This is a genomic window from Prosthecobacter dejongeii (assembly GCF_014203045.1).
GTDB lineage: Bacteria > Verrucomicrobiota > Verrucomicrobiia > Verrucomicrobiales > Verrucomicrobiaceae > Prosthecobacter > Prosthecobacter dejongeii.
Genome location: NZ_JACHIF010000001.1, coordinates 814,729 through 838,506 on the forward strand (window position 1 = coordinate 814,729; position 23,778 = coordinate 838,506).

At 58.0% G+C, this 23,778-nt stretch carries 25 protein-coding genes; 17 read left to right on the forward strand and 8 right to left on the reverse strand.

Annotated features, from left to right (window positions below):
* Window positions 1-11: 11 nt before the first annotated feature.
* Window positions 12-1,220: a zinc metallochaperone GTPase ZigA gene (gene zigA, locus HNQ64_RS03030; protein ID WP_184205233.1), complete on the reverse strand. Its 1,209-nt coding sequence runs from the start codon at window positions 1,218-1,220 to the stop codon at window positions 12-14.
* A gap of 229 nt (window positions 1,221-1,449) precedes the next feature.
* Between zigA and HNQ64_RS03035 the strand changes: the two genes are divergently transcribed.
* From HNQ64_RS03035 to HNQ64_RS03055, 5 genes are read left to right on the forward strand one after another with little or no spacing between them, the layout of a single operon-like run.
* On the forward strand, window positions 1,450-3,426 hold the full coding sequence (locus tag HNQ64_RS03035; RefSeq protein WP_184205235.1) for a VWA domain-containing protein: 1,977 nt from the start codon (window positions 1,450-1,452) through the stop codon (window positions 3,424-3,426).
* A 52-nt stretch (window positions 3,427-3,478) separates the two neighbouring features.
* The gene (locus HNQ64_RS03040) at window positions 3,479-3,718 is read left to right on the forward strand and encodes an antitoxin (protein WP_184205237.1); all 240 of its coding nucleotides are present in this window, start codon (window positions 3,479-3,481) and stop codon (window positions 3,716-3,718) included.
* A gap of 2 nt (window positions 3,719-3,720) precedes the next feature.
* Window positions 3,721-4,185, forward strand: coding sequence for a type II toxin-antitoxin system VapC family toxin (locus tag HNQ64_RS03045; protein WP_184205239.1), 465 nt, complete (start codon window positions 3,721-3,723; stop codon window positions 4,183-4,185).
* Window positions 4,186-4,193: 8 nt separating this feature from the next.
* Window positions 4,194-5,114, forward strand: a complete 921-nt coding sequence (locus HNQ64_RS03050; RefSeq protein ID WP_184205241.1) for a nucleotidyltransferase domain-containing protein — start codon at window positions 4,194-4,196, stop codon at window positions 5,112-5,114.
* A gap of 13 nt (window positions 5,115-5,127) precedes the next feature.
* A complete protein-coding gene (locus HNQ64_RS03055) occupies window positions 5,128-5,913 on the forward strand; it encodes a nucleotidyltransferase domain-containing protein (RefSeq protein WP_184205243.1) in 786 nt (261 codons plus the stop codon).
* Here HNQ64_RS03055 and HNQ64_RS03060 read toward each other — a convergent pair.
* A complete protein-coding gene (locus HNQ64_RS03060; protein ID WP_184205245.1) occupies window positions 5,901-7,502 on the reverse strand; it encodes a TIGR03790 family protein in 1,602 nt (533 codons plus the stop codon). The genes HNQ64_RS03055 and HNQ64_RS03060 overlap by 13 nt on opposite strands.
* Before the next feature lie 2 nt (window positions 7,503-7,504).
* Window positions 7,505-8,293, reverse strand: coding sequence for an MBL fold metallo-hydrolase (locus tag HNQ64_RS03065; RefSeq protein WP_184205247.1), 789 nt, complete (start codon window positions 8,291-8,293; stop codon window positions 7,505-7,507).
* Between the two features lie 99 nt (window positions 8,294-8,392).
* Here HNQ64_RS03065 and HNQ64_RS03070 point away from each other — a divergent pair, with 99 nt between their 5' ends.
* Window positions 8,393-9,196: a tRNA threonylcarbamoyladenosine dehydratase gene (locus HNQ64_RS03070; RefSeq protein ID WP_184205249.1), complete on the forward strand. Its 804-nt coding sequence runs from the start codon at window positions 8,393-8,395 to the stop codon at window positions 9,194-9,196.
* Here HNQ64_RS03070 and HNQ64_RS03075 read toward each other — a convergent pair.
* A complete protein-coding gene (locus HNQ64_RS03075) occupies window positions 9,193-10,224 on the reverse strand; it encodes a DUF5077 domain-containing protein (protein ID WP_184205250.1) in 1,032 nt (343 codons plus the stop codon). The genes HNQ64_RS03070 and HNQ64_RS03075 overlap by 4 nt on opposite strands.
* Before the next feature lie 249 nt (window positions 10,225-10,473).
* On the opposite strand from HNQ64_RS03075, the gene HNQ64_RS03080 reads away from it, so the two are divergent.
* Together HNQ64_RS03080 and HNQ64_RS03085 are read left to right on the forward strand one after the other, a co-directional pair.
* Window positions 10,474-11,982 (forward strand): hypothetical protein, encoded by a 1,509-nt coding sequence (locus HNQ64_RS03080; RefSeq protein WP_246430920.1) that lies wholly within the window; start codon window positions 10,474-10,476, stop codon window positions 11,980-11,982.
* 29 nt (window positions 11,983-12,011) lie between these two features.
* On the forward strand, window positions 12,012-13,343 hold the full coding sequence (locus HNQ64_RS03085; RefSeq protein ID WP_184205252.1) for a dipeptidase: 1,332 nt from the start codon (window positions 12,012-12,014) through the stop codon (window positions 13,341-13,343).
* A gap of 21 nt (window positions 13,344-13,364) precedes the next feature.
* Here the strand turns inward: HNQ64_RS03085 and HNQ64_RS03090 are convergent, their stop codons facing one another.
* Window positions 13,365-13,661, reverse strand: coding sequence for a type II toxin-antitoxin system RelE/ParE family toxin (locus tag HNQ64_RS03090; RefSeq protein ID WP_184205254.1), 297 nt, complete (start codon window positions 13,659-13,661; stop codon window positions 13,365-13,367).
* A complete protein-coding gene (locus tag HNQ64_RS03095; protein ID WP_184205255.1) occupies window positions 13,658-13,912 on the reverse strand; it encodes an addiction module protein in 255 nt (84 codons plus the stop codon). The genes HNQ64_RS03090 and HNQ64_RS03095 overlap by 4 nt, the downstream gene beginning before the upstream one ends.
* Before the next feature lie 139 nt (window positions 13,913-14,051).
* Here HNQ64_RS03095 and HNQ64_RS03100 point away from each other — a divergent pair, with 139 nt between their 5' ends.
* From HNQ64_RS03100 to HNQ64_RS03130, 7 genes are all read left to right on the forward strand, one after another.
* Window positions 14,052-15,158: an HD domain-containing protein gene (locus HNQ64_RS03100; protein WP_184205257.1), complete on the forward strand. Its 1,107-nt coding sequence runs from the start codon at window positions 14,052-14,054 to the stop codon at window positions 15,156-15,158.
* A 7-nt stretch (window positions 15,159-15,165) separates the two neighbouring features.
* The gene (locus HNQ64_RS03105; protein ID WP_184205259.1) at window positions 15,166-15,756 is read left to right on the forward strand and encodes a hypothetical protein; all 591 of its coding nucleotides are present in this window, start codon (window positions 15,166-15,168) and stop codon (window positions 15,754-15,756) included.
* Window positions 15,683-16,663, forward strand: coding sequence for a Kelch repeat-containing protein (locus HNQ64_RS03110; protein ID WP_184205261.1), 981 nt, complete (start codon window positions 15,683-15,685; stop codon window positions 16,661-16,663). The genes HNQ64_RS03105 and HNQ64_RS03110 overlap by 74 nt, the downstream gene beginning before the upstream one ends.
* 75 nt (window positions 16,664-16,738) lie before the next feature.
* On the forward strand, window positions 16,739-17,335 hold the full coding sequence (locus HNQ64_RS03115) for an RNA polymerase sigma factor (RefSeq protein ID WP_221305315.1): 597 nt from the start codon (window positions 16,739-16,741) through the stop codon (window positions 17,333-17,335).
* Window positions 17,332-17,625, forward strand: a complete 294-nt coding sequence (locus HNQ64_RS03120; RefSeq protein WP_184205265.1) for a hypothetical protein — start codon at window positions 17,332-17,334, stop codon at window positions 17,623-17,625. Before HNQ64_RS03115 ends, HNQ64_RS03120 begins: the two co-directional genes overlap by 4 nt.
* Window positions 17,622-17,996: a hypothetical protein gene (locus tag HNQ64_RS03125; RefSeq protein ID WP_184205267.1), complete on the forward strand. Its 375-nt coding sequence runs from the start codon at window positions 17,622-17,624 to the stop codon at window positions 17,994-17,996. The genes HNQ64_RS03120 and HNQ64_RS03125 overlap by 4 nt, the downstream gene beginning before the upstream one ends.
* 70 nt (window positions 17,997-18,066) lie before the next feature.
* Window positions 18,067-18,711, forward strand: a complete 645-nt coding sequence (locus HNQ64_RS03130; protein WP_184205269.1) for a hypothetical protein — start codon at window positions 18,067-18,069, stop codon at window positions 18,709-18,711.
* 72 nt (window positions 18,712-18,783) lie between these two features.
* Here HNQ64_RS03130 and HNQ64_RS03135 read toward each other — a convergent pair whose 3' ends face one another.
* Window positions 18,784-20,382: an NAD(P)/FAD-dependent oxidoreductase gene (locus HNQ64_RS03135; protein ID WP_184205271.1), complete on the reverse strand. Its 1,599-nt coding sequence runs from the start codon at window positions 20,380-20,382 to the stop codon at window positions 18,784-18,786.
* 101 nt (window positions 20,383-20,483) lie between these two features.
* Between HNQ64_RS03135 and HNQ64_RS03140 the strand changes: the two genes are divergently transcribed.
* Window positions 20,484-21,452 (forward strand): LpxL/LpxP family acyltransferase, encoded by a 969-nt coding sequence (locus HNQ64_RS03140; protein ID WP_184205273.1) that lies wholly within the window; start codon window positions 20,484-20,486, stop codon window positions 21,450-21,452.
* Between the two features lie 67 nt (window positions 21,453-21,519).
* Here the strand turns inward: HNQ64_RS03140 and lysA are convergent, their stop codons facing one another.
* Entirely contained in the window at window positions 21,520-22,812 is a 1,293-nt protein-coding gene (gene lysA, locus HNQ64_RS03145) for a diaminopimelate decarboxylase (protein WP_184205275.1), read from the reverse strand.
* A 117-nt stretch (window positions 22,813-22,929) separates the two neighbouring features.
* On the opposite strand from lysA, the gene HNQ64_RS03150 reads away from it, so the two are divergent.
* Window positions 22,930-23,751, forward strand: a complete 822-nt coding sequence (locus HNQ64_RS03150) for a PHB depolymerase family esterase (protein ID WP_184205277.1) — start codon at window positions 22,930-22,932, stop codon at window positions 23,749-23,751.
* The last annotated feature ends 27 nt before the right edge of the window (window positions 23,752-23,778 follow it).

Below are 23,778 nucleotides of genomic sequence, written 5' to 3' on the forward strand. Positions count from 1 at the left end.
GGCGCGTGAATTTATTCTTCCGCAGGACCCCATTTCGGAAACGGATCGGGGAATCGGCTCCAGGCCGCAGGCCCTCCAGCGTATTCCTCATCCGTCAATAGACAGGCATCAAAATTTGCACGCAGGGAATCCTGATCCATGTGACGGCCGATGATGACGATCTCCTGTCGGCGATCGCCATACGGGTCACGGCTGTTTGCCTGGATCTCCTGGAGGCTCACCGCATCCTGCGGCCATTCAGCCTGATCCACGGCCGACCAGAAAAAGCCAAGGGCGCGGGTGTCACGCAAGACGCCCGCTTGAGAAACAAAACCCGCCAGTTCCATGCGAGTGGCTAACCAAAAGAGACCTTTCGCCCTCACCACGCCTTCCCAGGAGGCCTTGAGGTGGGCCTGAAAACGCTCGGGGTGAAAGGGGCGATGAGCCCGGTAAACGAAACTGCTGATGCCATACTCCTCAGTCTCAGGCGTGTGGCCTTGGAGGCTGTCCAGCCAGCCCTGGCTTTCTTCCGCCTCCTGCATGTCAAAGAGACCTGTGTGCATCACTGTTTCTAAGGGCACCTCAGAGTGCTGGGTGAGGTGGACTTTTGCCTTGGGATTGAGGGCGTGGATGATGCCCTGGATCTCCTTCACTTCTTCAGGTGCCACGCAGTCGGTCTTGTTGATGAGGATGACGTTGGCGAATTCGATCTGGTCCGTCAGCAGGTGGGCTAGGGTGCGCCCGTCTTCCTCACTCATGCCTTGGCCTCGGTCTTGGAGGTCTTCGGTGCTGTGGTAGTCTTCCAAAAAATTCCGGGCATCCACCACGGTAACCATCGTGTCCAGTTGCGCTAAATCGGAAAGGGAGTGCCCCGCCTCATCTTCAAAGGTGAAGGTCTCCGCCACAGGCATGGGCTCTGAGACGCCCGTGGACTCGATCACCAGCGCATCGAAGCGACCTTCGCGGGCCAATTTACCCACCTCCAGCATCAGGTCTTCACGCAGGGTGCAGCAAATGCAGCCGTTGCTCATTTCCACCATCTTTTCTTCGGTGCGGCTGAGCTTTGCATCACCGGATTTCACCAACTGGGCATCCACATTCACCTCGCTCATGTCATTCACAATCACCGCCACTTTGCGGCCTTCACGATTCCGCAAGATGTGGTTCAGAAGCGTGGTCTTTCCGGCACCGAGAAAGCCGGAAAGAACGGTGACAGGAAGACGTGAAGGAGGAGCGATCATTAAAGCAAGTAAGTTGCATTTATTTAAAGCGCAACTTATTTGCATATAGAACCCACAAAATGTAAGGTGCGTCTCGGGTAGTGAGCGCGACATGTTGTTCGATCCCTAAAGGAGCAGATGGCCCAGAACGGAAGTTTCCTTCACAGCGGTCTAAAATCTTCTAAGCGGTTTATTTTGTGCAGTAACCGTCGTGTCTCAAAGAGGCTATAACTCGTTAAGTATCCATCGTATGCGCCTTCCCGTTTTCCTCACTTGTCTGGGTCTGTTGTCATCCACCGCGCTCGCCGAGCCGACCTCCGTGGAGCTCATCCTGGACTGCTCCGGCTCCATGTGGAACAAGCTCAGCGACGGGCGTTACCGCATTGATGCGGCGAAGCAGGTGCTCAGTGAATTTATCGCCACGGCGCCTGAAAAGGAAGATCTGCACATCGGTCTGCGACTCTATGGTTCCAAAGTGTCTCACCGTGAACCCGGGGCCTGTGAGGACACCGCCCTAGTCGTCCCCATCGAAGGTTTTCAGCGAGGTGAAATGCTGAAGCTGGTCAAAGAAGCCCGCGCCATCGGGGCCACACCGCTGGCCATCTCGCTGAATGCGGCGGCTGAGGATTTCACAAAACCGGGTAAGAAACAGGTCATCGTTTTTACCGATGGCGAAGAATCCTGCGGAGGCGATGTGACCGCAGCCTTGGCCAAACTGAAGTCCGAGGGCATTGATGCCGATGTGCGCATCATTGGCATCGGCCTGCCGAAAGGGGTGGCGGCGCGGTTTGCCGTCCTGGCCCCGATTGAAAACGCGGACAGCGTGCTGAAGCTGGCCGAGGCGCTCAAAAACGCTACCGCCACCACTGTCGCCATCCCTGCCGCTCCGCCAAAGGTGGAAAAGCTGAAGGTCACCGTGCGGGTCATGAAGAACGGGGAGCCGCTGGCGGAGGGTGACATCAGCCTCACCGGGGGAGACAAAACGCCCAATAAATTGACGAAGGGCGAGGAGCCCGGCACCTGGACAGGCGAGCTGCCGCCCGGGATCTACACAGCGAAGGTCGCCCCAGCCGGGCGCACATTCACGGACCTGGGCGTGGCGCGCTCAGCGGACAATACCTTCGTGCTGGATGTGACAGAACTGCCCAAGGTCACGATCGAAATTCCCAATGAAGAGATCACCGTGTTGCAGGAGTTTGCCCTGATGTTCTCGGGGGCCAATGGCATCGGTGACCAACACATCGTCATCGCTCCAGCAGACGCACCCGATTCCGCCGTGCCCAATCTGCGAGATGCGATTGGAAAAGAGGCCACGATGGCCATCATCGCCCCGGACCTGCCGGGCATGTATGAGGCGCGTTTCACCCAACGCGGGGCGAATGGGTCCAACGTGATTTGTGGCCGATCTAAACCCTTCGAGGTCAAAGTGCCGCAGGTCACGCTGGAAGTACCCGCCACCGTGACCTCCAGCACCCCGATGACGGTCAAATTCAAAGCCCCCGTTCAGAACAACGACTGGATCGGCTGGGTGAAAGCAGGCGCTGAAGATGGCGAATACCAAATTTACACACGCCCCACGGCCAACAGTGACAGCGTGCAGATGAATGCCCCGGCGGAACCTGGTGACTATGAAATGCGCTATGCCAACGAGGGCAGCATCAAGCCCTTCGCTCGCAAAGCCTTCAAGGTGGAGGCAGCCACACTGGGCCTGGAAGCTCCTGAAACCGTCATGGCCGGGTCCATGGTAGCCATCGGCTGGAAAGCCCCGGCTGTTGGGAATCTCTACATTTCCATCGTCGAAAAAACAGCACAGCCCGGTGCCTACAATGACTACCGCCGACTGGATGGCGGGGAGAATCCGCTGAAAATTCTGGCCCCGCGCAAGACTGGCGAAATGGAGATCCGGATCACTGAGGAGCAGCAAAACAAAGTGATATTTAGCCGGCCCATCAAACTCACGGCTATGCAGGCCACGCTCAAAGGCCCGACCGAAGTGGCCAAGGATTCACCCATTAACATCGCCTGGACAGGTCCTGCTGGCGCAGGAGACTTTGTCACCATCACCAAGGTCGGCGCGCCAGAGTCCGAATACCTCGACTATGCCTACGTCGTGGATGCTCCTGCCATGGTCGAGATCAAGGCCCCTGAAGAAGCCGGAGATTACGAGCTGCGCTACACCACCCAGGAAAACGAGGTGATCGCCCGACAGCCGATCAAGGTGAAGTGATGGCGCATAACGGGAGGCTTGATCTGATGCTACCAGATGGTATAGATCAAGCATGACCGCCATCGCCAAAGTTTTTCAAAACGGGCGCAGCCAGGCCGTGCGACTGCCCAAGGAGTTTCGTGTCAAAGGCCCTGAGGTTTATATCCGCCACACTCCCGAAGGCATTTTGATCAGTGAACGCGATCCTTGGGATCGTATGGAAGAAGGCTGCCAGCAGCTTTCGGATGAGTTTCTGAAAGCCGTCGAAAAGCGTGAGAAAAAGCCGCCTCAGAAACGCAAAGGGTCTGACTGAAGATGATCTACTTGCTTGATACAGACATCCTCATTCACATGATGCGAGGACTGAAGATCAGGGTCGCCAGGACGGAGGCTCAGAAGCTGCGTGTGCAGCAGGCGCGAAACATTCTTTCAGCTTGCCGGGCACAGTCCAAGGCCGGGCATACGGTAGCTTGTTCAGCCATCACTCTGGCAGAGCTGGAGTTTGGCGCTCGCAATAGCCTGGACTATGAGCAGGAGGCCGCCGCCACCCGGCTGGCGATGTCTGCCTTTCATGCGTTTGACTGGACAGTGGAGGGCTGTGTGGAGGCTTATGGCTTCATCCGCCATCACTTGGAATCCAAAGGAAAAAACATTGGTGAAAATGACCAGCTCATTGCCGCCCATGCCATGGCATTAAAAGCTGTGCTGGTGACGAACAACACCCGTGAATTCACTCGCATTCCTGGACTGAAGGTGGAGAACTGGACGGCCTCCTCCTAAGTTTATTCATGTCTCATCAACCCCAAAACATCCACGCTGGCACGCAGGTGGTCACGCTCATCAGCGTGCATGGCAGCAATCATGCCCTGGTACATCCGCGTGGGGCCGTGGGCATTGTAACAAGGACTCCCTGTGGTGAGGAGCAGCGTTACCTCGTGCGTTTTCCTGATGGCTTTGAAGCCGCTTTGCTGCCTAACGAGATGGAGGTGCTGAAGCTTTTCAAAGATCGCCTCGAGGGTGCCTCCAATAGCCTGCAAAACTTTGCGCTAGAGGATCATGTCATCTACCGCTGCATCGTCGGTTCTCGGGCTTATGGCCTGGAGACGGAGACTTCGGACACAGATTTGCGCGGCATCTACCTCGCCCCGGCAGATCTGCACTGGTCGCTTTATGGTGCACCCGAGCAGTTTGAGGACAACGAACAGCAGGCCTGCTACTGGGAGCTGCAGAAGTTTCTCACCATGGCCCTGAAAGCCAACCCCAACATCCTTGAGTGCCTGTATTCGCCGCTGGTGGAAAAGGCCACGCCCATTGCTCAGGAGCTGCTGGCGATTCGGGACAAGTTCCTCTCCCAGATGATCTTCCAGACCTTCAACGGTTATGCCCTCAGTCAGTTCAAAAAGATTGAGCAGGACCTGCGCAATCAGGGGCAGGTGCGCTGGAAGCACGCCATGCACCTCCTCCGCCTCCTCATGAGCGGAGCGGGGGCGGTACGCGAAGGCCGCGTGCCCGTGCATGTGGGCGAGCGCCGCGAGGAACTGCTGGCCGTGAAGCGCGGTGAACTCACCTGGGAGCAGGTGGATGCCTGGCGGCAGCGCCTGCACCGCGAATTCGAACAAGCCCTGGCCGAAACCAAGCTGCCCGAAAGACCGGACTATGAAGCGGCTAACCAAATATTAATTTTGGCGCGGCGCTCCAAAGCGGCCTAACCATCCATTCTTTATGACACCTTCCATCGCAGCCACGGTCCAAGACCCTCGCCTTCAGCGCATCACCACGGCGCAGCCTTATCCCTTGCTGTTTGCGACCATTAGCGGAGCGCACTTGTATGGCTTTCCGTCTCCGGATTCAGATGTGGATCTGCGAGGCGCGCATGTGCTGCCGCTCAGGCAGGTACTGGGACTGGATGCCCGGCATGAGACGGTGGAGGATTCCCGCATCATTGAGGGGCTGGAGATGGACATCGTCAGCCATGATGTGAAGAAGTTCTTCAACCTACTGCTGAAGAAAAACGGCTATGTGCTGGAGCAGCTTTATTCGCCGCTGATCGTGCAGACGACTCCGGAACATGCGGAGCTAAAGGAGATCGCCAAGGGCTGCATCACCCGTCATCATTCGCATCACTACCTGGGTTTTGTACACACGCAGTGGGAGCTGTTTTTGAAAGAATCGCCGCATCGGGTGAAGCCGCTGCTATATGTCTATCGTGTGCTGCTGACGGGCATCTGGATGATGCGCACGGGCGAGGTGGAGGCGAATCTGGTGACGCTGAATGAGACCTTTCGCCTGCCGTATGTGGATGACCTCATCGCCCGCAAGCTGGCCGGGCCTGAACAGGGCACGCTGGACGATGCAGACCTGGCTTTTCACCAGAGCGAGTTTGAGCGCCTGAGGGCCATGCTACAGGCCGCGCATGAGGCGAGCACGCTGCGGGAGCTACCCGAGGATGCAGCTCGTTCTGGCATCAATGACCTGCTCATCCGCGTGCGGCTGGCTCAGGGAATCTGACTGTGAATGAGCCGGGCGGCTTGGCTGGCCGGCACATCCTTTTGGTTAGGATCATCCAGCATCTTTTGCAGGGTGGCCTTGGCCTCAGCCGGACGGTTTTCATCCAGATACAGACGGGCCTGATATAGATGCGCGCGGGCTTTGTCAGAGGCGATGACGTAGAGGCTGAGGGCGTGCTCCAGCAGGTCAATGGCTTCGTTGTTCTTGCCTTCGCTGGCGGAGAGCAGGGAGGTGAGTTCCAGCAGGTGCGGTTTGCTGCGTGTTTCGGCGAGGGTGGTCAGGGCCTGCTTCAGTTCCCGGCTATCCTCACCCGGATGTCGGGTGGAGGTGCCCTGATACAAAGCGTAGTCGCGGTCGCGTCCATCGCCCATGCTGGAGCCAGCGCCGCGTGCATAGGGACGGTAGAGAGGATCGCCACAGACGACGTTCATCCAGGAGAGCACGGGGGTGGCATTCCAGGCCGCCTCCGCCAGTGTGTAGCCTTCCAGCAGGCGCTGGTTGAGCACATCAAAGTGGACCGTGAGGCTGAGGTAGGGCTCAAACACATTTCCCAGGGCAGCGGCGGCCCCCTGGCGCAGCAGCGGACCTACCCAGTGCCGATCTGGCGCACGCAGGGCAGCCCCACTGAAGGAGTGCAAATGACAGGCGATGGCCCCGGTCTGAAATTTGAATGAGGGACTGGCGATAGCCCCGCTGGCGTGGGTGGTATACCAGCCAAAATAAAAGGCGGTATCCGGCAGGGGCCAGTGGTCTGGCAGCACGGCCTCCGCCTTGTCCACATAAACGGGGATGCCCTTTTGGCGAAAGAGGATGGCGCTGCGGTTTAGCCAGTCTTCACCTTCCTGATAGGCTCCAGTTTTCTGAGCCAGGTCAATCACGGCGCGCCCACGAAGCCCGTGTTCTTCAGCGCTAAGGGCGTCATCAATCATGCGTTTCACAGTGTCTGCATCCGGCCCATCTAGCCGCCCCACCAGCAGCAGCCCCGGTGTGCCCTGGAACATTTGGAAGCGCATGTCCTGCTTGAAGTAAGGATTACGCAAAGCACCCGCGATGGGCTGGCGCGGCAGGCCTAGCAGGGCCAGTTCGCTATCCACGCTGGCTTCATCTTCCTGCGTGTTCTTGGGGTTTTGCGCATCGCGCTGAATTTGAAACGGGATGCCGCGCATCAGCACCACCACGCGCACGGCAGACTCGGCCACCGTCATGGCAGGCATGGACTTGCCCGTGACCGGATCTTTTAACTCTTGCTGGCCCAGCCGCCACCAGCCCCGACGCACGAAGGCCTCGAACAAAGGTTTGCGCAAAAGTTCGTTATACTCCTGGCGGGTCATGGAGTCCGTCATGGGGCAATCGAGACCGATGACACGGTCCGCAGGGATGCCACGCTTTTGGGCGTAGTATTCAGCCAGTTCCTGAGACTGGGCGAAGTCGGGATTGTAAATGACCACGGTTTCACCGCTGAGATCCAAAGCTGGCGGGGGCTCCTGAGCCCGCAGAGGACTGGCGAAGAGAGTAAGTAGGGCTAGGCCGTGCACGATCGTCTGTCTAAAGCAGCCTAACCCAAGGGATGATGGTCTGGAGGTGGCCATGATCACAGATCCCAGTGCAGTTCCAGCCCATCATAGGCGATTTTGACTCCCTCGGGCAGGAGGGGTTCAGCCCGCGAGTGCATGACCTCGCATTGCAAGTGGGTGAGAAAGGTGCGCCGAGGGCGGATCTGCGCCTGCACGGCCAGGGCCTCGGCCACGCTCATGTGCGTGGGGTGCTCCGTGTAACGCAGGGCATCCACAATGAGAGTATCCACGCCTCCCATGGCGGCAAGGGCCTCGGGCTGGATGATCTTGGCATCAGGGATATAGGCACAGAGTTTGCGCTCTTGCCGGGTAAAAAGGTAGCCCACGGTCTCTACTTTGCCATGCAGCACAGGCAGGGGTGTCACCAGCGTTTCACCCAAGTGAAAGGGGCCATGAATGGGTTTCGGGAAAGGTTTGAGATAACCACGATAGCGGTTCTCCCCATTGAAGGCGTACTCAAACATGCGCTCCAGCACGGCGAGGCAGGAGGGCATGGCATAGATGGGCATGAATTGATCTGCCGGGATGGTGAAGCGGCGCAACTCGTCAAAGCCCGTGAGGTGATCCATGTGCGGGTGCGTGAAGAGGGCCGCATCCAGGTGGCGGATGCCTGCGCGCAGGCACTGGGTGCGGAGGTCTGGCGGCGTGTCCACGATCGAGCTCATCTCCGGCGTGCGCAGCCAGATGCTGGAGCGTAGGCGGTTATCCCGGGGATCCGTGCTGTGGCAGGTCTCACAGTCACAGCCGATCATCGGGATGCCGACGGAGGTGCCGGTGCCGAGGAAGGTGAGCGAGAATTCAGACATGTGAGAGAGGTATAGCTGCAAAGAGGCCCATGGAACGCAAAGAATTCAGGCAGGTGTTTTTTGCCTTGCCTGTGTTCTTTTACGGCTATGGAAGGAAGCATGACAGAAAGTTATCTCCAGCGTTTCGGCGGTATTGGCCGTCTCTACGGCGTGCAGGCCCTGCCACGGCTGCATGGCGCACGTGTGGCGGTGATCGGTGTGGGCGGGGTCGGCTCATGGGTGGTGGAGGCGCTGGCCCGTAGCGGTGTGGGCTCCCTGACGCTGATGGACATGGATGATGTCTGCATCACCAATACCAATCGCCAACTGCCCGCGCTGGCGCACACTGTGGGGCACCCGAAAGTGGCGGTGCTGGCCCGGCGTGTGGCGGAAATCACGCCCGAATGCCAAGTGCTCGCCCAGCCGGAATTTTTCCTGGAAAGCAATGCAGATCGTCTGCTGGCACCGGGTTTCGATGTCCTTGTGGATGCAGTAGATAGCACTCAGATCAAAGCTCTCATCATCGCCAAAGCGCGGGCGTTGGGCATTCCCGTGGTCGTTTCTGGCAGTGCGGGGGGCCGACGAGATCCCACCCAGGTCAAGGTGGCTGATCTAGGTCACGCTGGCGGGGACCCGCTGCTGCTGCAACTGCGCCGCTGCCTGCGGGATGTCCATGGTTTTGCCAAAAGCCTTGGCGGAAAGCCGATGCACTGGGATGTGCCCTGCGTGTATTCCACGGAAAAAGCGGTGTATCCGCAAGCAGATGGCTCCTGCTCCACCGAGCGGGAACAGGGCACAGAGGGGGGGCTGCGGCTGGACTGCGCAGCGGGTTTCGGCGCGGCCACCTTTGTCACGGGCACCTTTGGTTTTGCGATTGCAGCGGAGGTGCTGCGGATCCTGCTGGCTGAAAAAGCGGAGGCTTAACCCACCGGTGTCAGCACCACTTTCTGCACGTCCAGCACGGCCGATTTCACCTTGTTCACCGGGTCAATGCGCAGGCGCTGTTTGCCCGTGGCCTTGATTTCGATTTCGCCCAGCGACACCTCTTTCCAATTCTGGAATCCGCCGGTGTCCTGCGTGGTGAATTTCAGGGTCTGGTCCGCGTGTTTGAGTTCCACCTCGCTGCCGTGATTGCCCCCACCGCAGCCATGACTCACCGTGACTTTATAGCGCCCAGGTTTGGTGACTTGGAATTCCCACTCGGCCAGGTCTTCCTCAGAGGTCCAGTAGCCCAGGCAGTTCTTCTCGGGCTTCGGTTCATAGCGCATGTTTTCAGACCACGTGATGGCATCCTTAGCACTCAGCGTGATGCTGCCGTCTTCCGCCTGTTTGGGCGTTTCACCCTCACAAGTGGGGATGAGGGCCACCTCATGCAGGACAAAGCCGCCGTTATCCGTTGGCGGGGTCAGCAGGGCAAAAGGAAGGTCCCCTGGCTGAGCGACATAAATTTCACCCAGGTAGGTTTTGCGTGGGGTGCTGGCATTTGAGAGGGACTTTTTGACCACCAAATCCCCCATGCGGAACTGCATGCCTAAAGCTGCGCGATTCAGCGAGTAAGTCAGGCGCACCTTGTAACGGCCCCAGCGCTTCGCCTTAAACTTCGTGCCCGTGTAGGTTTCCCAGTGAGCGCCATTGCTATGCTCCCACGATTCCGGCCCCATGGTAATGATGCCGCGGGAGGGCATGTCTTTGGGCTCCAGGGGCTCGTCACTGCCAAACCCACCAATGTCCACCGCCTGAGGAAACTGGGGATTGGCCATCGCTGGAGCTTCAGGAATTGCCGGGGCGGAAGGGGCCACAGCAGCCACAGGTGCAGGTTTTTCCTCGGTCTTTTTGGCCTCAGGCTTGGCGGCAGGCGCTTCTTGAGTCGCCTGGACTTCAGGCTTGGGGCCGCAGGAGCTGAGGCTCAGAGCCAAGGGCAAAAGGAGGACAGAAAGAGGCTTGCGAATCATGGTGAAGGAAATTGGGCCCGAGGCGCAGGTCTGGAAAGACGGCACCCGGCATCTGTGCAACGAACGAGCGGGCGGTTCTTTAGCGCGAATAGCGTATTTCCGCGCAGAGATTTACGCCCGCTCTTTGCCCACGCGTTCCCATCCTAACATAAGACGCCCTAAAAACGGAACGAGGGGGTCACAAAAACATCTTTTTCTGGCGCTGATGGGTGCTGAAAGGTCTTTTTTAGATGCGTTTTTTCAGGCGCAATGCCTGCCGCCCGTCTCTCCACGTTTTTGCTTTTCCTGGCACTGTTCACGTCCCCCCTAGAAGCGGCAGGGCTGCGTGCTGGGGTATCTAAAGTGGACATCACCGATTACAAAGCCGGACCTGTTCATGACCCTAGCTTTGCCAAGGCCTTGGTCATTCAGAGTGATGCAGAAACTTTGGTGCTGGTCACTTTAGATGCGGTGGCAGTGGGGGAAATTGGTCGCATTGGCAATGGCTTCATGGCCAATTTACGCGGCCAATTGCAAAAGGAGTTAGGCGTAAAACCGGAAAGCATCGTGGTGAATGCCAGCCACTGCCATGGCATCGTACGTGCAGATGCGGAGACGTTAGTTGCCCAAGCCATCAAGGAAGCCTGGGCTCATTTAGTCCCGGTCAAAGCAGGTGCAGGGGTGGGGCATGAAGACCGCATCAGTGAAAACCGCCGCTTAAAAATGAAGGATGGGAGCGAGGTGGACATGCGCCGCGCCTACTCCATGCCCCGGGATGAAGACGTGGCCAGTGTGGGGCCCATTGACCCCCAGATCGGTCTTCTGCGGCTGGACCGTGAAGATGGGCAGACCCTAGCTCTGCTGTATTCCTTTGCCTGTCACCCCATCATGAATCCGCCGCACAAAGGCAGCTCGGCGGACTATCCAGCCTATGCTTCGCAGTTGATCGAAGAAAGCCTTGGCGGCGGAGCGATGGCCTTCTTTATCCAAGGCTGCGGCGGCGACATCAATCCACTGCGCTACAAGGAAGTCAGCCGCCCGGCGGATGCGGAGCCTCTCGGACACAAGCTGGGACTTAGCGTCATTCAAGCGGCCAAAAAGATCCAAACCACCAGCACGACCACGCTCAAAGTCAGCCAGGAAATCCTCGCATTGCCTCGGGGGCAGGACTTGGAGAAACGCATGGCCGCCATCGAGGCAGAGCAGATCAAACTCCTGGCAGCGCTGAAGCCGACGAACATCAATTTTAAAACCTTCCTGCCTCTGCTCATCCAGCAAAAGCTGACACCCGATTTCCCCTCCCACTACGCCCAAAGTTATTTGCATGATCAATCGTTAGGCCAAGATGCCCTGACCAAGCTGGATGCCGACAATCGTGCAGCCGTGGAGACCTACCTGCAAAACATCCAGATCATGGAAAAGCTCACCCGGCTGAATGCCAATCATGCCCTGCTCAAAAAACATCTGGCGCAAAACCGTGCAGCAGGATCTCCCACCCTCGATGTAGAGATCGCTGGGCTGCGCGTGGGAGATTTTAAGATGGTCACTTTTCCGGGTGAACTGACAGTCGAAGTCGGCTTGAATATCAAGAGAGCGTTCGCCGATCCTCATGCGTTTGTCGCAGGCTACACCAATGGCTATATCTACTACGCCGCCACCGTCGCGCAGCGGAACAACACGGGATATGCCCAGGAGGATTGTGACGCCCTCGTGGCCCCAGAGTGGCAAAAGATTTTTGAGGACAAAGCCCTGTCTGTTTTGAAGGCTTTGGCTCCCTGATCACTACCCCGCCTAACCAAAAGAGATTTATGAGTCTTTCCCGTCGTTCCCTGCTGTCTCAGTTACCCCTGGCTGCCCTGGCCAGCAGTTTCCACATCTCCACTCAGGCTCAAGCAAGCCGCGAGATCTGGAGAACAGGTAACCCAACGATCGACAAGCCCCGCGAGATTGCTCTGGGCCTATTGAAACCCACCCAGGCACAAGTCGAACGGGCCTGGGAACTGCACTTCAACTCGGTCGTCTTCGAATCGTATGGCTTTGCGCCCCGCTTCGCCGTGGATGGTGAGGCCATCAATGCGGCCATTCGGGAAGGCGCTTCTTCAGATGAATTGAGTGATCTGCGCGAGTCCATGTCAATGAGCCGAGGGGTGGCCAATGAACGGGAGCGAGAGGAGTTTTTCCAGGCCTTCAATGCGGCAGGCGTGACCTGCATTTTCCAAAACGCAGGCGAGGAGGGTAATGATCCGCTGCGACTCATCAAGCGTCTCGCGCATTTCACCAAAGCTACCGATGGCCTGAAGCCTGCGCTATCGAAGGTCACCACAGCGGAGGAAATCGTCGCCCTCAAAAAAGAGGGGCATGTCGGCCTCTGTTTTACGGGCAATGGCGTGCCGCTACGAATGGAGTGGGACAGCGTGAAGGATGAGCTGCGTTTCGTCCGCATCTTCCATGAGCTGGGCATCCGCATGATGCACCTCACGTATAACCGCCGAAACCCCATCGGCGATGGCGCGGGAGAGCCGCATGACGGCGGCTTGAGCGATTTCGGCAAAGCCACTGTGGCCGAAATGAACAAGGTCGGAGTCATCGTGGATGTGGCCCACAGCGGCTGGAAAACGGCAGAAGATGCCGCCAAAGCTTCGAGCAAACCCATGGTGGCCAGCCACACTACCTGCGCCGGGGTTTACACTCACTTCCGTGGCAAACCCGACAGTGCCATCCGCGCCATTTGTGAAACGGACGGCCTCGTGGGTATGTGCTGCATCTCGCGTTTCCTCGGCGGCAAAGGGGACATCACCTCGCTCATGGATCACCTGGATCACGTCATCAAAACCTTCGGTGCTCAGCATGCCGCCATCGGCTGCGACATCTCCTACACCTCGCGATTTGAGAAAGAGGAGCGTGCCAAAATTCTGCGCCGCCCGGATGGTTCATCACCTCTCGGGGGAGTCGGTGACCGCTGGGAGCACCTGTGGCCCAAGGATGACTACGTCACCACACCTCAGGCTGAACAAAGCATCGCCTGGACCAACTGGCCCCTATTCACCCTAGGCATGGTCATGCGTGGCCACAGCGACGAAGCCATCCGCCTGGTGCTGGGAGAAAACATGCTGCGTGTACTCAAGGCGAATGCGGTGTGAATCTTGTGGAAATAAAGTCATCTATTCATCCAATCGCCCGTGCCAATATCCTGGCTCTCGATGCAAATGCATGACGGCGATGATATGAAGCTCAGCCTGATCCACCCAGTAAACCACGGCATACGGGAACCTCTTTAATCGAGCTTTTTGTGCTTCCCCATCGAATTTTCTGCGCATGACCGGTCTCGCTTGGATCTCGGCAAGGACCACCTCGGTTGTAGAAACGAACTTCTGACCAAGTTCCTCATGAATACCTCTATAATAAAGCGCAGCCTCTTCAAGTTCGCGAACGGCATCGCCGTGCCATAAGATGGTCATGCGGACTTGGAGGCTCGCTGTTCAGCCAGTTTACGCCGAAGCCCGGTGATCACATCGTCGTGGGGGATGAGTTTGGCGCTGCCCTGGCGAATGGACTCCATTCGGCTTTCGATCTCAGCCTGCCAAGCAGGGCTTATCTCCATATCTTCGGCTTCATCCACGCTTTCAATCAAACGGGAGGCGATGCGTGAACGTTCATCAACAGGCAACTGAAGAGCCTGTTCAAGCACGGAGTTGAAAGTCGCAGACATGTTCCATATTAACGTATTAAAGTGGTTTCGTCCAGTCTGGGCCAATGGCTAGCTTTTGAGTTTTACTAAACCCTTCAGTTCACCATCTGCTCTCACGTTCTTCCTTGCATCCCCTGCCGGAGTCGGTTTTGACTGAGGCATGGACGATGCCGCTGATCTTGACCTTTTGACCCTCACGCAACTGAAGCAGATCGCGGGTCCTTCAGCGCAGCCTTACCGGGTCCATGCTCAGGTGGATAACCGCATCGAAAAGCAAACCTCAGGTGGAGCGCCGTTCCTGGAGGTGAAACTGGCCGATGCCGGAGACTCCATGGTCTGGCGCGTGTTTGATAATAACCCATTGTTTCAAGACGCACGGCAGCTCCAACGCGGCACGTTCATCGAACTGGCGGCGCAGTGGGTGGACACGGGGAAATATGGCATCGAGCCACGGCAGCCACAAATGCGCCTGCTCAGCGACGAGGAAAAGCAAATCATCCTCAGTGGCGATGCCGATCTGGCCGAGCGGCAGCGGGCGGACTATGCGGACATTGTAGCCTTGGTGGAGGCGATGCGTGATCCTCGGCTGAAGACACTTTGCAGTCTGTTTTTGGAGAAGCATGGAGAGCGTTTCCGCCGTACCGCTGCGGCGCGGGAAAATCATCATGCCCGCCGGGGTGGCCTAGTGGAACACGTCGCGCAAATGATGCGCACGGCCGTGGCGATTGCCGGAGTGTATCCCACCCTCAATCACGATCTTCTGGTGGCTGGGGTGTTGTTTCATGATTGCGGCAAGCTGTGGGAAAACACCTACCCCGAGACAGGCTTCAGCCAACCCTATCAACTGCATGGGGAAATGTTGGGACACATTTCGTTAGGCCTGGAATTGGTGAACAAACTCTGGCGTGACATGATGGATCGGCCCGAGGCTCCTGCCTGGACGATGCTGGAGCCTGCGGGAGATCTGGTGCGCATGCACCTGCTGCATCTCATCGCCTCTCACCACGGCCAGTATGAATTTGGTTCGCCCGTGCTACCCAAGACACCTGAGGCGGTCATCCTACATCATGTGGATAACATTGATGCGAAGATGGAGATGCTGCGTCGAGGATACCAAAACGGCAAGGAATTGGCCCCCGGCATCATCGAACGCTTCCGCCCTTGGCCCGTGAATGTGCTGTCACCCTTGGCCCGAGTGAGTGGACTGCCCGAACCTTTAACAGACGAAACGGAACCACGTAAGCAACCGATCACGAACCCCGTTTGATACCCCCATGATCGGCATCTACGACTTCTGCGGCCACTATGAGTGGACCTTTGACTGGCTGCAGAAGCAAGGCGGGCATGGGCTAGTTCGTAGCTACTGGCATGAAGCCATTTATGAAGACTCGCAGCGCCATGCCACGGCCCTGATTGTGGGCAAGGGCTTCGAAGGCATGAAGGAATATTGGGGCCACACCCTGGCGGAGGAAGGCGGTGACTGGACCACGACGGCAAAGGAAGATGTCTTTCGCATTGATATGCACGCCTGCCCTTCCAAGGGTTTCTTGATCCGCAATGACCTGCAACAATACCCGGACTACTGCGACCACTGCATGGGCTGGATCGGCCCGCTGATGAAGGAGGCCGGATTTGTCATCAACCACGCCCACAATCACTGCGGTCAGTGCTGGTGGGAAATGCGCCGCACGGAGGACAAGCAGCCCGCCAGCGCGGTGGGCGAACTCTCTGGAAAAGCCGATGTTCGCCTGCGGCCTGATTGGAAAACTCCTGAAACCCGTATGGATGCCTATGACCGCGCGACCGATCCTGACCATAAGCTGCCTGCTGACAGTGCTGTGCCTGCTGAAAGCGAAAGCCGCTGAGTGGGAAAAACTGCCCCGATTGCCGGAGGCGAACGGCGGATTTGCCTGTGGGGTAGATCATGGACACGTGGTGGTGGCAGGTGGTACCCGCTGGCTCAATGGCGAGAAAAAGTGGCTCTCCTCGGTGCATCTTTTTGATCCCGTCAAGAAGCAGTGGAAGACCTCCGCCTTGGAACTGCCATCACCTATGGCTTATGGGGTGGCAGGGCAGTCTAAAATGGGCTTCGTTTTTGCCGGAGGCTCTACCGGGACAAAGGGCTTTGATTCTCAAGGCTCATTCGCGGCTGGCCATCTGGTCCTGCGTCAGGGGCTACCCAAAACACAGCCCGTCGTGCTGGCTGCGGGCGGGATGATGGGAGAAAAGCTCCTCTTCGTGGGAGGCACTCCCGATGCCGCTGACCTCGCAAGCCTAACCAAATCTGTTTTCACATTAAATCCCGACGGCCAAATAGAGCCTCTGCCTGATTACCCCGGTCTGCCGATTGGCATCGCAGCTTCAGCCACGGTGGGAGAGCAGCTTTTTATCTTTGGCGGCGCTCATTGGGACGTGGCAAAACAAGTCGTGGTGAATACCTACGATGCCTACGCCTTTGCCATGGAAACCCAGACCTGGAGAAAGCTGCCTTCGTTTCCCTATGCGGTGCGGGGTCTCACGGCGGTGGCTCTCCATGACGATTTGATCTACCTCGCCGGCGGTTTCAAAAACGATGCCGAAGGCTTCACGGATGAGGCCTTTCTCTACGATCTCCAGAAGAACGAATATCGCCCCGCCAAACCGCTGCCATACAAGGCGATGGTGGGTCTGGTGGTGTGTGAGGGGCAGGTCTATTGCCTGGGCGGGGAGGACAAACAAAAGTCCCGCACGGATGCCTGTTTACGCATTGCTGTGGCAGACTTGATCAAATAAGCCGTTACCGGGCGACATGCCGCCACGTTGTTCTCGCAGTGTGCCCCGTTTCTTCCATAAACTCCCGCCATCGTGATGCCAGATGCTTTCGAGGTGCAGGACTGTCTTCAGCGCGTGCGCAGTGGCGATGCCGCTGCCGCCGAGGCGTTGATCGTCCACTTGCATCCGCTGGTGCGGCGACTGGTGCGCAATCACCTGCCCCGGCGCGAGAGCGAGGAAGATCTGATGCAGGAGGTCTATGGGAAGCTGTTTCAAAAACTGGACTCGTATCGCGAGCGGGACGGCATCCCCTTCGAGCACTGGGTGAGCCGCCTCACCGTACGCACCTGCCTGGATGCATTACGGGCCGAGAAGGCGCGGCCCGAGTGGCGCTTTACCGACCTCAACGAGGGCGAGGCCGACTGGATGGACTACCTGCTGAATCGCCAGGCGGAGCAACCCACCACGCCCAGCACCGATGCCAAAGCGGTGGTCACTCGACTGCTCTCCCTGCTGTCTCCGTCAGACCGCCTGGTGCTCACGCTGCTGGATCTGGAGGAACGCTCCACCCAGGAGATATCCCAGATCACGGGCTGGACTCGCCCCATGGTGAAAATGCGCGCCATGCGGGCCCGGCACAAACTTCGTGCCCTGGCACGCCAAACGATGAAAAGTGAATTTCACAAGCCATGAACAACTTCGACCAACGCTGGCAGCTTCTCGCCCAGCAGGCCCGCCAGGCCACTGAGGCCGATCTTCCGGCCCTACCTTTCGGTTTCACCACGCGTGTGCTGGCGCAGGCACGGCAGACGACAGGGGAGGTGTGGGAGGAGGTCTTGAATGGCCTGGGTCTGCGGGCTGTGCTGGCCACTGCGGTCGTGTTTAGCCTGAGTGCGGGCTATGCGTTTTCGGGTTGGTTTGAATCCCGCATCGAAGCCCCGGCGCTGGACCGCGCCGTCACCATGGAGCTTTCCTGGCCATGAGTTACTCTCCCCGCACTAAGGCAGGCTGCCTCATCACCTTGCTCATCGTGTTCAGCCTCGGCGTGGGCTTCACCCTGGGGATCATCGTCAGCAAAGGCATCCAGAAAAAGAAAGAGGACCCTGCATTTTGGAAACAGCAGGCGATGAAACACTTGGAAAAACTGCACCCAGCAGAGGCCCAGCGTCCGAGGCTAGAAGCGCACACGGACAAGGCCGTGGCGGAGCTGACAGAACTGAGGGAAGAGGGTATCCGCCAGGTTTGGGAGATCGTCACGCGCGCTGCGCAGGACATCGAAAAGGAACTCACCCCAGAGCAAAAAGAAGTGTTTGAAAAAATCCGCCCCAAGCCCCCTGCGGGGAAGGCCCCGTAATGGCAAAGGGATGTGGGATAATCTGTCTCCTGGGTTGCAAAGCCGGAGGCAATCTGGTTTCCTTACACTTATGCACCGTCTGTTTCTTGCTCTCTTGGTGGCCGTTTGGTTTCCTGCCTGTCAATCCATGGAAAAGGAGAAGGTGGTCATCACCGTCCACTCCCAGGGAAATGACATGGATTCCCCCAAGACGATCTTCCGCCGCAACGTCAATGGGCGGAACATGATCTTCAAGATCATTCCGGAATTCAGCACCCAGGGCGTCTCCGCCATCCATCCCTTCCCCGCAGATGATGGCACCTATGGTGTGACCCTGAAGCTGGATTTCAAAGGCACCCAGGCCTTGGACATCGTCACCCGCATGCGTCAGGGAGAGATGCTGATGACCATGGTCAATGGCACGGTGGTGGACCACGTCATCATTGATCGCCCGGTCTCCAATGGCATGTTCACGGTGTGGCGTGGCCTACCGGAAGAACTGGTGACTCTGCTGGAAGAAAAACACCCCAGCATCAACGAACTGAAGTCCTCCTCCACCTTCCTGGAAATGACGCCTTCCACCCGCAAGGAAAAGAAGGAGTCCAAGCGCAATGCGCTGCGTGACTCCAAAGAAAAAGCCTCCGAAGAAAAGCGCCGTGCACGTGGTGACTTCGATCCCGAAGTCCCCGAAGGTGACATCGTGCCGCTGTCCGAGTTGCTCAAGAGCACTCGTTAGGTCTCATCGGGCGCTGGGGAAGATCGAGCGACTTTCCCCCGCCGCACTAAATCGCAGCTTTGAAAACGCCCATCACGCCACCGACGGCATGGGGGCCTTTTCCATCGGCATCTCTGCCATCGCCGGCATGGTTTTAGGGGCCTTGCCAAAGATCGTGCGTAGCTCAGCCATCAGCCACAGACGGATGCCCCAGCGTAGGAAACGCAGCGCAGAAAAATCCGGCGTGTAGCTCTGCCCCAGCGTGAGATCCATGCCGGTATTCCAGAGCCCATAAGTGCCCTTGGCCAGACGTTTTTTGGCCATGGCATTCAGGCGGCGATTGTACAACGCCATGAATTTGGCAAAAAAGGTCCCGGCAGGCCCATCGTATGGCAGGCGGCCAAACTCGTAGTCTGGGTTGTCATAAACCAGGCGCACGGGCCCCACAAAGTAGGTGCCCAGGTCCATGATGAAGGAGATGCGCACCAGTTCGGCATCGCCCATGTATTCGTACTTACCCATGTAGAGGGATTCAAACCACAGGCGGTAACTGCGTTTGTAGGCCCCTTTGAGGTAGTTCAGCGTCTCGGTGATGTCCTGCCCCATGGCCTCTTTACCGATCATCTGGGTGACGGCGTAAACGGTGTGGCCGCAGTAGTCCAGACCCTGGCTATAGAGGGGATCAATGAAACCGGCGGCATCTCCCACCATGGCCCAGCGATTGCCCGCCATCTGCTCCGTGTGATAGGGCAGGCCCTTGTAGTAAAAAGTGTCTCCCTCAATCGGCTCGGCATTTTTAAACATGAGCCGACCAATCGGGTGCTGCAAGATATGGGCGTGCAACCTCGCTTGGAGGGAGGGCCCTTCTGGCAGGGTGAAGACACTGCGGTCCCACACGATGCCCACGCTGTAGTCGCCGTTGGAGAGGGGGATGAGCCACACCCACCAGCCGCGGCCCATGAGGTGATTTGTCGCGCTGGCGCGGGAGGCCTTCGCCCTCATCATGAGCTGTGGGTGCATGCTGCGGCTCTTGTGACTGTCCAGCGTATTGACATTGCGGTAGCGGCACCAGAGGGAGGAAGTAGCATGCTCATCACCTAGTGGGCGGTGCAGGCCTAGCTTTTTTGAAAGCACGGCCGCTTTGCCAGAGGCATCAATGACCCAGCGAGTCGAGTAAGTGCGGGTCTCTTTATTGCCTTCAGGAGACATGCTGGCCACCGTGACGGTGTGGGGGCTCTCATCTTCAGCCAGATTCACTTCACGCAGGGTAGCAGGGCGTAGCAGATCCGCTCCAGCTTCCTGGGCCAGTTGCAGCACGTGCTCATCCAGCAGAGAGCGATCCAGTTGGAAGGTGGGGAGACGGCTTTGAAATTTGGGCCCTAGCTCCGTGCAGTCTTCCACACTGTCCTGTGGGCTTTTGCAGAACCACATGCGCAGGCCATGTTTTTGATAATGATGAGCGCTGAGGTAGCTGCCTAGGTGTAGGACACGGGTGAGGAAGCAGCCCCCCACCTCAGAGGTGCTCTCACCCACTTTGCGATCAAATTCCACCCTCCGCTCCACCACCAGCACTCGCAGCTCGGGGTGGTCACGCTTCAATAATAGGGCGGCGGAGGCACCGCTAAAGGCACCGCCCATGATGATCACATCGTAATCAGTCTTTGGCATGGCAGACAGTTGGGGATCGTTCATGTTGTTTTGACGGAGTTACTGGTCTAGGCAAAGGTAGAGCTGAAGAGATGTCTCAGGCTGTGGCCCATGGAGTCACGGATAGACATCGAAGCTGCCCCCTCATGCCTCCAGAAGAAACCGCCAAAGCTCCTACTCCGCAAGCGCCGCGTCTGCGGAATACTGGACTGCATGGTGCTTTCTGGACTCAGATTTTGCTCAAAATTCTGCGCATTTTGCCCGTTTGGCTGTGCCTCGCACTGAATTCCACCGTGGTCTTGGCCATCTACTGCCTGGCGGGCCCGCAGCGCCGGGCGGTACTGGATAATTTGCGTGGGCTGCGCCCGGACTTCGGCCTCCTGCGCCGCTGGTGGGCCGGGTACCAGGTATTCCACCAGTTCGCCCTGACCTACCTTGACCGCCTCTGGCACATGCATTTTAAGCGCGAGGTCACCTGGGACATACCCAACCTCGAGCACTTCGAAGAAATGCGCGCGCAGCCCGGCGGGGTCCTGGTTTTTACGATTCACAGTGGCAATTACGACATTGGAGCCACTCTGTTCGCCCAAAAATTTGGCCGCACCCTGCACATGGTCCGCGTACCGGAGCAAACCGAGGAGCTGCAGGAACTGCGAGCGGCCGAATTGAGAAAAGTGGAAGCCGAAAATCCGCACCTACGTGTCCACTACAATGAGGTGGACAGCCACCTAGGGCTGGAGCTTTGCCGCATCCTCATGGCAGGCGAAGCCGTAGCCGTTCAGGGGGATCGAGTCGTCACAGGCGTCTCCCCCATCGAGATGGATGATGAGGGTGTGACCTTCAAAATCCCGCGCGGGCCCCTGGTGCTGGCAGAGATCGCCCGAGTGCCCTGTTACCCCATTTTCCTGCAACTCATGGGCACCCTGAAATACCGCATCGTCTGCGGCCCCTGCTTTTACGATGGCAAGACCAAGCAACGTGCCGATGACCTGGGCAAAGTCTGGCTGCCCATCATGCATCGTTTTGTCCATGAGCACTGGGACCAGTGGTTCGTCTTTGAATCTCTGGTGAAAAAGGCTGAGGAGAAGGAAGAGACAAAGCCGGAGTCCAGATAGCCCATAAAAAAGCCCCCTCCACCAAGCTGGCAGAGAGGGCTGAATTTGTCAGAAGATCGGGATCGAATTAGGCGATGTGCTCGCCCTTCAGCACGTCTTCCAGCGTCTGGCGCTCGCGCACCACGGTAGCCTTGTCACCATCCACCAGGATCTCGGCCGGCATCGGGCGGGTATTGTAGTTGGAGGCCATGGTAAAACCATACGCGCCGGCGCTGAGCACCGCCAAGTAGTCGCCTTCATTCACCAGGGGAATCTCGCGGTTCTGCGCCAGGAAATCTCCCGTTTCGCAGATGGGGCCCACCACGTCCACCTTCTCCACCGCATCCGTCGCCGGCTGCTTCAGCGGGGTGATCATGTGCCAGCCTTCATACAGCGTCGGGCGGATGAGGTCATTCATCCCCGCATCCACGATCTTGAAGGTCTTGGCCGCACCGCGCTTTTCATAGAGCACCTTGGTCAAAAGCACGCCTGCATTGCCCACCATGAAACGGCCCGGCTCGCACAGGATACGCAGGCCCAGGGGAGCCAAGTGAGGCACCACCGCTTCAGCATAGGCCTGGACGGTGAGGGGGTGCACTTCGCTGTTTTCCTGCCACCAGCCTTCATCGCCGGAGTCCAGGCTCTGCTTATAATTGATGCCGATACCACCGCCGATGCTGAAAAACTGGATACCGTACTTGTCCTTCACTTCCTGGACCAAAGGCACCACTTTTTTCACCGCTTCAACGAACGGATCCACGCTAGTGAGCTGGGAGCCGATGTGCATCTGCAGGCCCTTGATCTGGAGATTCGGCATCTCAGCCGCCACACGGCCATAAACTTCGAGGATGTTTTCAAACTCGATGCCGAATTTGTTCTCGCTCTTGCCCGTGGTGATCTTCGCGTGCGTCTTCGCATCCACGTTCGGGTTCACGCGCACAGCCACCGGGGCTTTTTTGCCGATCTCGCCCGCCACTTGGTTGATGTAGCGCAGCTCAGCTTCGGACTCCGCATTGATGCAGTACACACCCTGCTCCAGCGCATAGACGATCTCGTCGCGGGTCTTGCCCACTCCGGCAAAGGTACACTTGGAGGCATCGCCCCCGGCTTTGATCACGCGATAAAGTTCGCCGGCGGAAACGATGTCAAACCCACCGCCCAGCTTGGCGATGGTGCTCAGCACGGCGAGGTTGGAGTTCGCCTTCACCGCGTAGCAGATGAGGTGGTCCAACTGGCCCAGCGCCGCATCCAGGCGGGTGAAGTGGCCCGTGATCGTGGCTTTGGAATACACGTACAGGGGCGTGCCGTGTTGCTCGGCCAGGGATTGGAGAGAGACGTTTTCGGCGAACAATTCGCCCTGGGTATAACGGAAACTGTGCATATGCGGGCCGGGTAGATAGGCGGGAATGGCGCGGGCGCAACCGCTGCCGTGCGTCCCTGGGCCTCCAGGCGAAACTTCTCTCTTGGATTATGCCACTTCATCCGTTGTGATGACTGCATGCTTCGTTTTTCTCTCTTCGCCCTCTTCACGGCCGTCCTACCCCTGGCCGCTGCCACACCCGCAGCCCCAGAAATCAAGCTAGGCGTCCGCAGCACCATCACTTTCCAGGGCTCCATCCCGCAAAACAGCGACGAACAGTACCAAATGCGGCTGTCGGATTCCGATGCCCCTCGGCCCTACGATCTCAGCCGTGAAACCTTCGAAATCATCGTCCCCAAAAGCTACAAGGACAGCGATCCCCACGGCCTTTTCATCTGGATCAGCCCCGGGGAAAAACCGAACCTCAATCCCGAATGGGAAAAGGTGCTGGCCGATGAAAAGCTGATCTTCATCGGTGCCGTCAATTCCGGCAACAATCGCGAAGTGCCCGACCGCATCCGCCTCGCCGTGGATGCCAACCACCACCTGCGCCAGCTCTACAAAGTGAATCCCGACCGCGTTTACGTCAGCGGCCACTCCGGTGGGGCGCGGGTCGCCTCCATGATCGGCGTCGCGTATTCCGACATGTTCACCGGCACCGCCTGTTTCATGGGCGTGAACTACTTTCGCCCCACCCAGGGCAAGGAAGGCATGGCCTATGACCGCCGCTACTTCCCCCATCCGCAGATGGCCCAGATCGCCCAGCAGCAAAACCGCTTCGCCCTCATCACCGGCGACAAAGATTCCAACCTCGACAACACCCTGGCCATCTATGAGCAAGGCTTCCAGGCCGACGACTTCAAAGGCGTAAAACTCTTCCAGATCCCCGGCCAAGGCCACGGTGCTCCCGAAGCCAAATGGCTGGAAAAAGTGATCAAGTTCCTGGATACGGGGAAGTGAGACCAGAAATCGTTGCACATCGTCGAG

Excerpts from the sequence above, each read along its gene's own strand:
- HNQ64_RS03035 (WP_184205235.1), top strand. The coding sequence starts at position 1,450 with ATGCGCCTTCCCGTTTTCCTCACTTGTCTGGGTCTGTTGTCATCCACC.
- HNQ64_RS03140 (WP_184205273.1), top strand. The coding sequence starts at position 20,484 with ATGCCTCCAGAAGAAACCGCCAAAGCTCCTACTCCGCAAGCGCCGCGT.
- lysA (WP_184205275.1), bottom strand. The coding sequence starts at position 22,812 with ATGCACAGTTTCCGTTATACCCAGGGCGAATTGTTCGCCGAAAACGTC.
- HNQ64_RS03050 (WP_184205241.1), top strand. The coding sequence starts at position 4,194 with ATGTCTCATCAACCCCAAAACATCCACGCTGGCACGCAGGTGGTCACG.
- HNQ64_RS03120 (WP_184205265.1), top strand. The coding sequence starts at position 17,332 with ATGAACAACTTCGACCAACGCTGGCAGCTTCTCGCCCAGCAGGCCCGC.
- HNQ64_RS03105 (WP_184205259.1), top strand. The coding sequence starts at position 15,166 with ATGATCGGCATCTACGACTTCTGCGGCCACTATGAGTGGACCTTTGAC.
- HNQ64_RS03045 (WP_184205239.1), top strand. The coding sequence starts at position 3,721 with ATGATCTACTTGCTTGATACAGACATCCTCATTCACATGATGCGAGGA.
- HNQ64_RS03115 (WP_221305315.1), top strand. The coding sequence starts at position 16,739 with ATGCCAGATGCTTTCGAGGTGCAGGACTGTCTTCAGCGCGTGCGCAGT.
- HNQ64_RS03125 (WP_184205267.1), top strand. The coding sequence starts at position 17,622 with ATGAGTTACTCTCCCCGCACTAAGGCAGGCTGCCTCATCACCTTGCTC.
- HNQ64_RS03090 (WP_184205254.1), bottom strand. The coding sequence starts at position 13,661 with ATGACCATCTTATGGCACGGCGATGCCGTTCGCGAACTTGAAGAGGCT.
- HNQ64_RS03080 (WP_246430920.1), top strand. The coding sequence starts at position 10,474 with ATGCCTGCCGCCCGTCTCTCCACGTTTTTGCTTTTCCTGGCACTGTTC.
- HNQ64_RS03065 (WP_184205247.1), bottom strand. The coding sequence starts at position 8,293 with ATGTCTGAATTCTCGCTCACCTTCCTCGGCACCGGCACCTCCGTCGGC.
- HNQ64_RS03055 (WP_184205243.1), top strand. The coding sequence starts at position 5,128 with ATGACACCTTCCATCGCAGCCACGGTCCAAGACCCTCGCCTTCAGCGC.
- HNQ64_RS03095 (WP_184205255.1), bottom strand. The coding sequence starts at position 13,912 with ATGTCTGCGACTTTCAACTCCGTGCTTGAACAGGCTCTTCAGTTGCCT.
- zigA (WP_184205233.1), bottom strand. The coding sequence starts at position 1,220 with ATGATCGCTCCTCCTTCACGTCTTCCTGTCACCGTTCTTTCCGGCTTT.
- HNQ64_RS03040 (WP_184205237.1), top strand. The coding sequence starts at position 3,479 with ATGACCGCCATCGCCAAAGTTTTTCAAAACGGGCGCAGCCAGGCCGTG.
- HNQ64_RS03150 (WP_184205277.1), top strand. The coding sequence starts at position 22,930 with ATGCTTCGTTTTTCTCTCTTCGCCCTCTTCACGGCCGTCCTACCCCTG.
- HNQ64_RS03085 (WP_184205252.1), top strand. The coding sequence starts at position 12,012 with ATGAGTCTTTCCCGTCGTTCCCTGCTGTCTCAGTTACCCCTGGCTGCC.
- HNQ64_RS03070 (WP_184205249.1), top strand. The coding sequence starts at position 8,393 with ATGACAGAAAGTTATCTCCAGCGTTTCGGCGGTATTGGCCGTCTCTAC.
- HNQ64_RS03100 (WP_184205257.1), top strand. The coding sequence starts at position 14,052 with ATGGACGATGCCGCTGATCTTGACCTTTTGACCCTCACGCAACTGAAG.
- HNQ64_RS03135 (WP_184205271.1), bottom strand. The coding sequence starts at position 20,382 with ATGAACGATCCCCAACTGTCTGCCATGCCAAAGACTGATTACGATGTG.
- HNQ64_RS03060 (WP_184205245.1), bottom strand. The coding sequence starts at position 7,502 with ATGGCCACCTCCAGACCATCATCCCTTGGGTTAGGCTGCTTTAGACAG.
- HNQ64_RS03110 (WP_184205261.1), top strand. The coding sequence starts at position 15,683 with ATGACCGCGCGACCGATCCTGACCATAAGCTGCCTGCTGACAGTGCTG.
- HNQ64_RS03130 (WP_184205269.1), top strand. The coding sequence starts at position 18,067 with ATGCACCGTCTGTTTCTTGCTCTCTTGGTGGCCGTTTGGTTTCCTGCC.
- HNQ64_RS03075 (WP_184205250.1), bottom strand. The coding sequence starts at position 10,224 with ATGATTCGCAAGCCTCTTTCTGTCCTCCTTTTGCCCTTGGCTCTGAGC.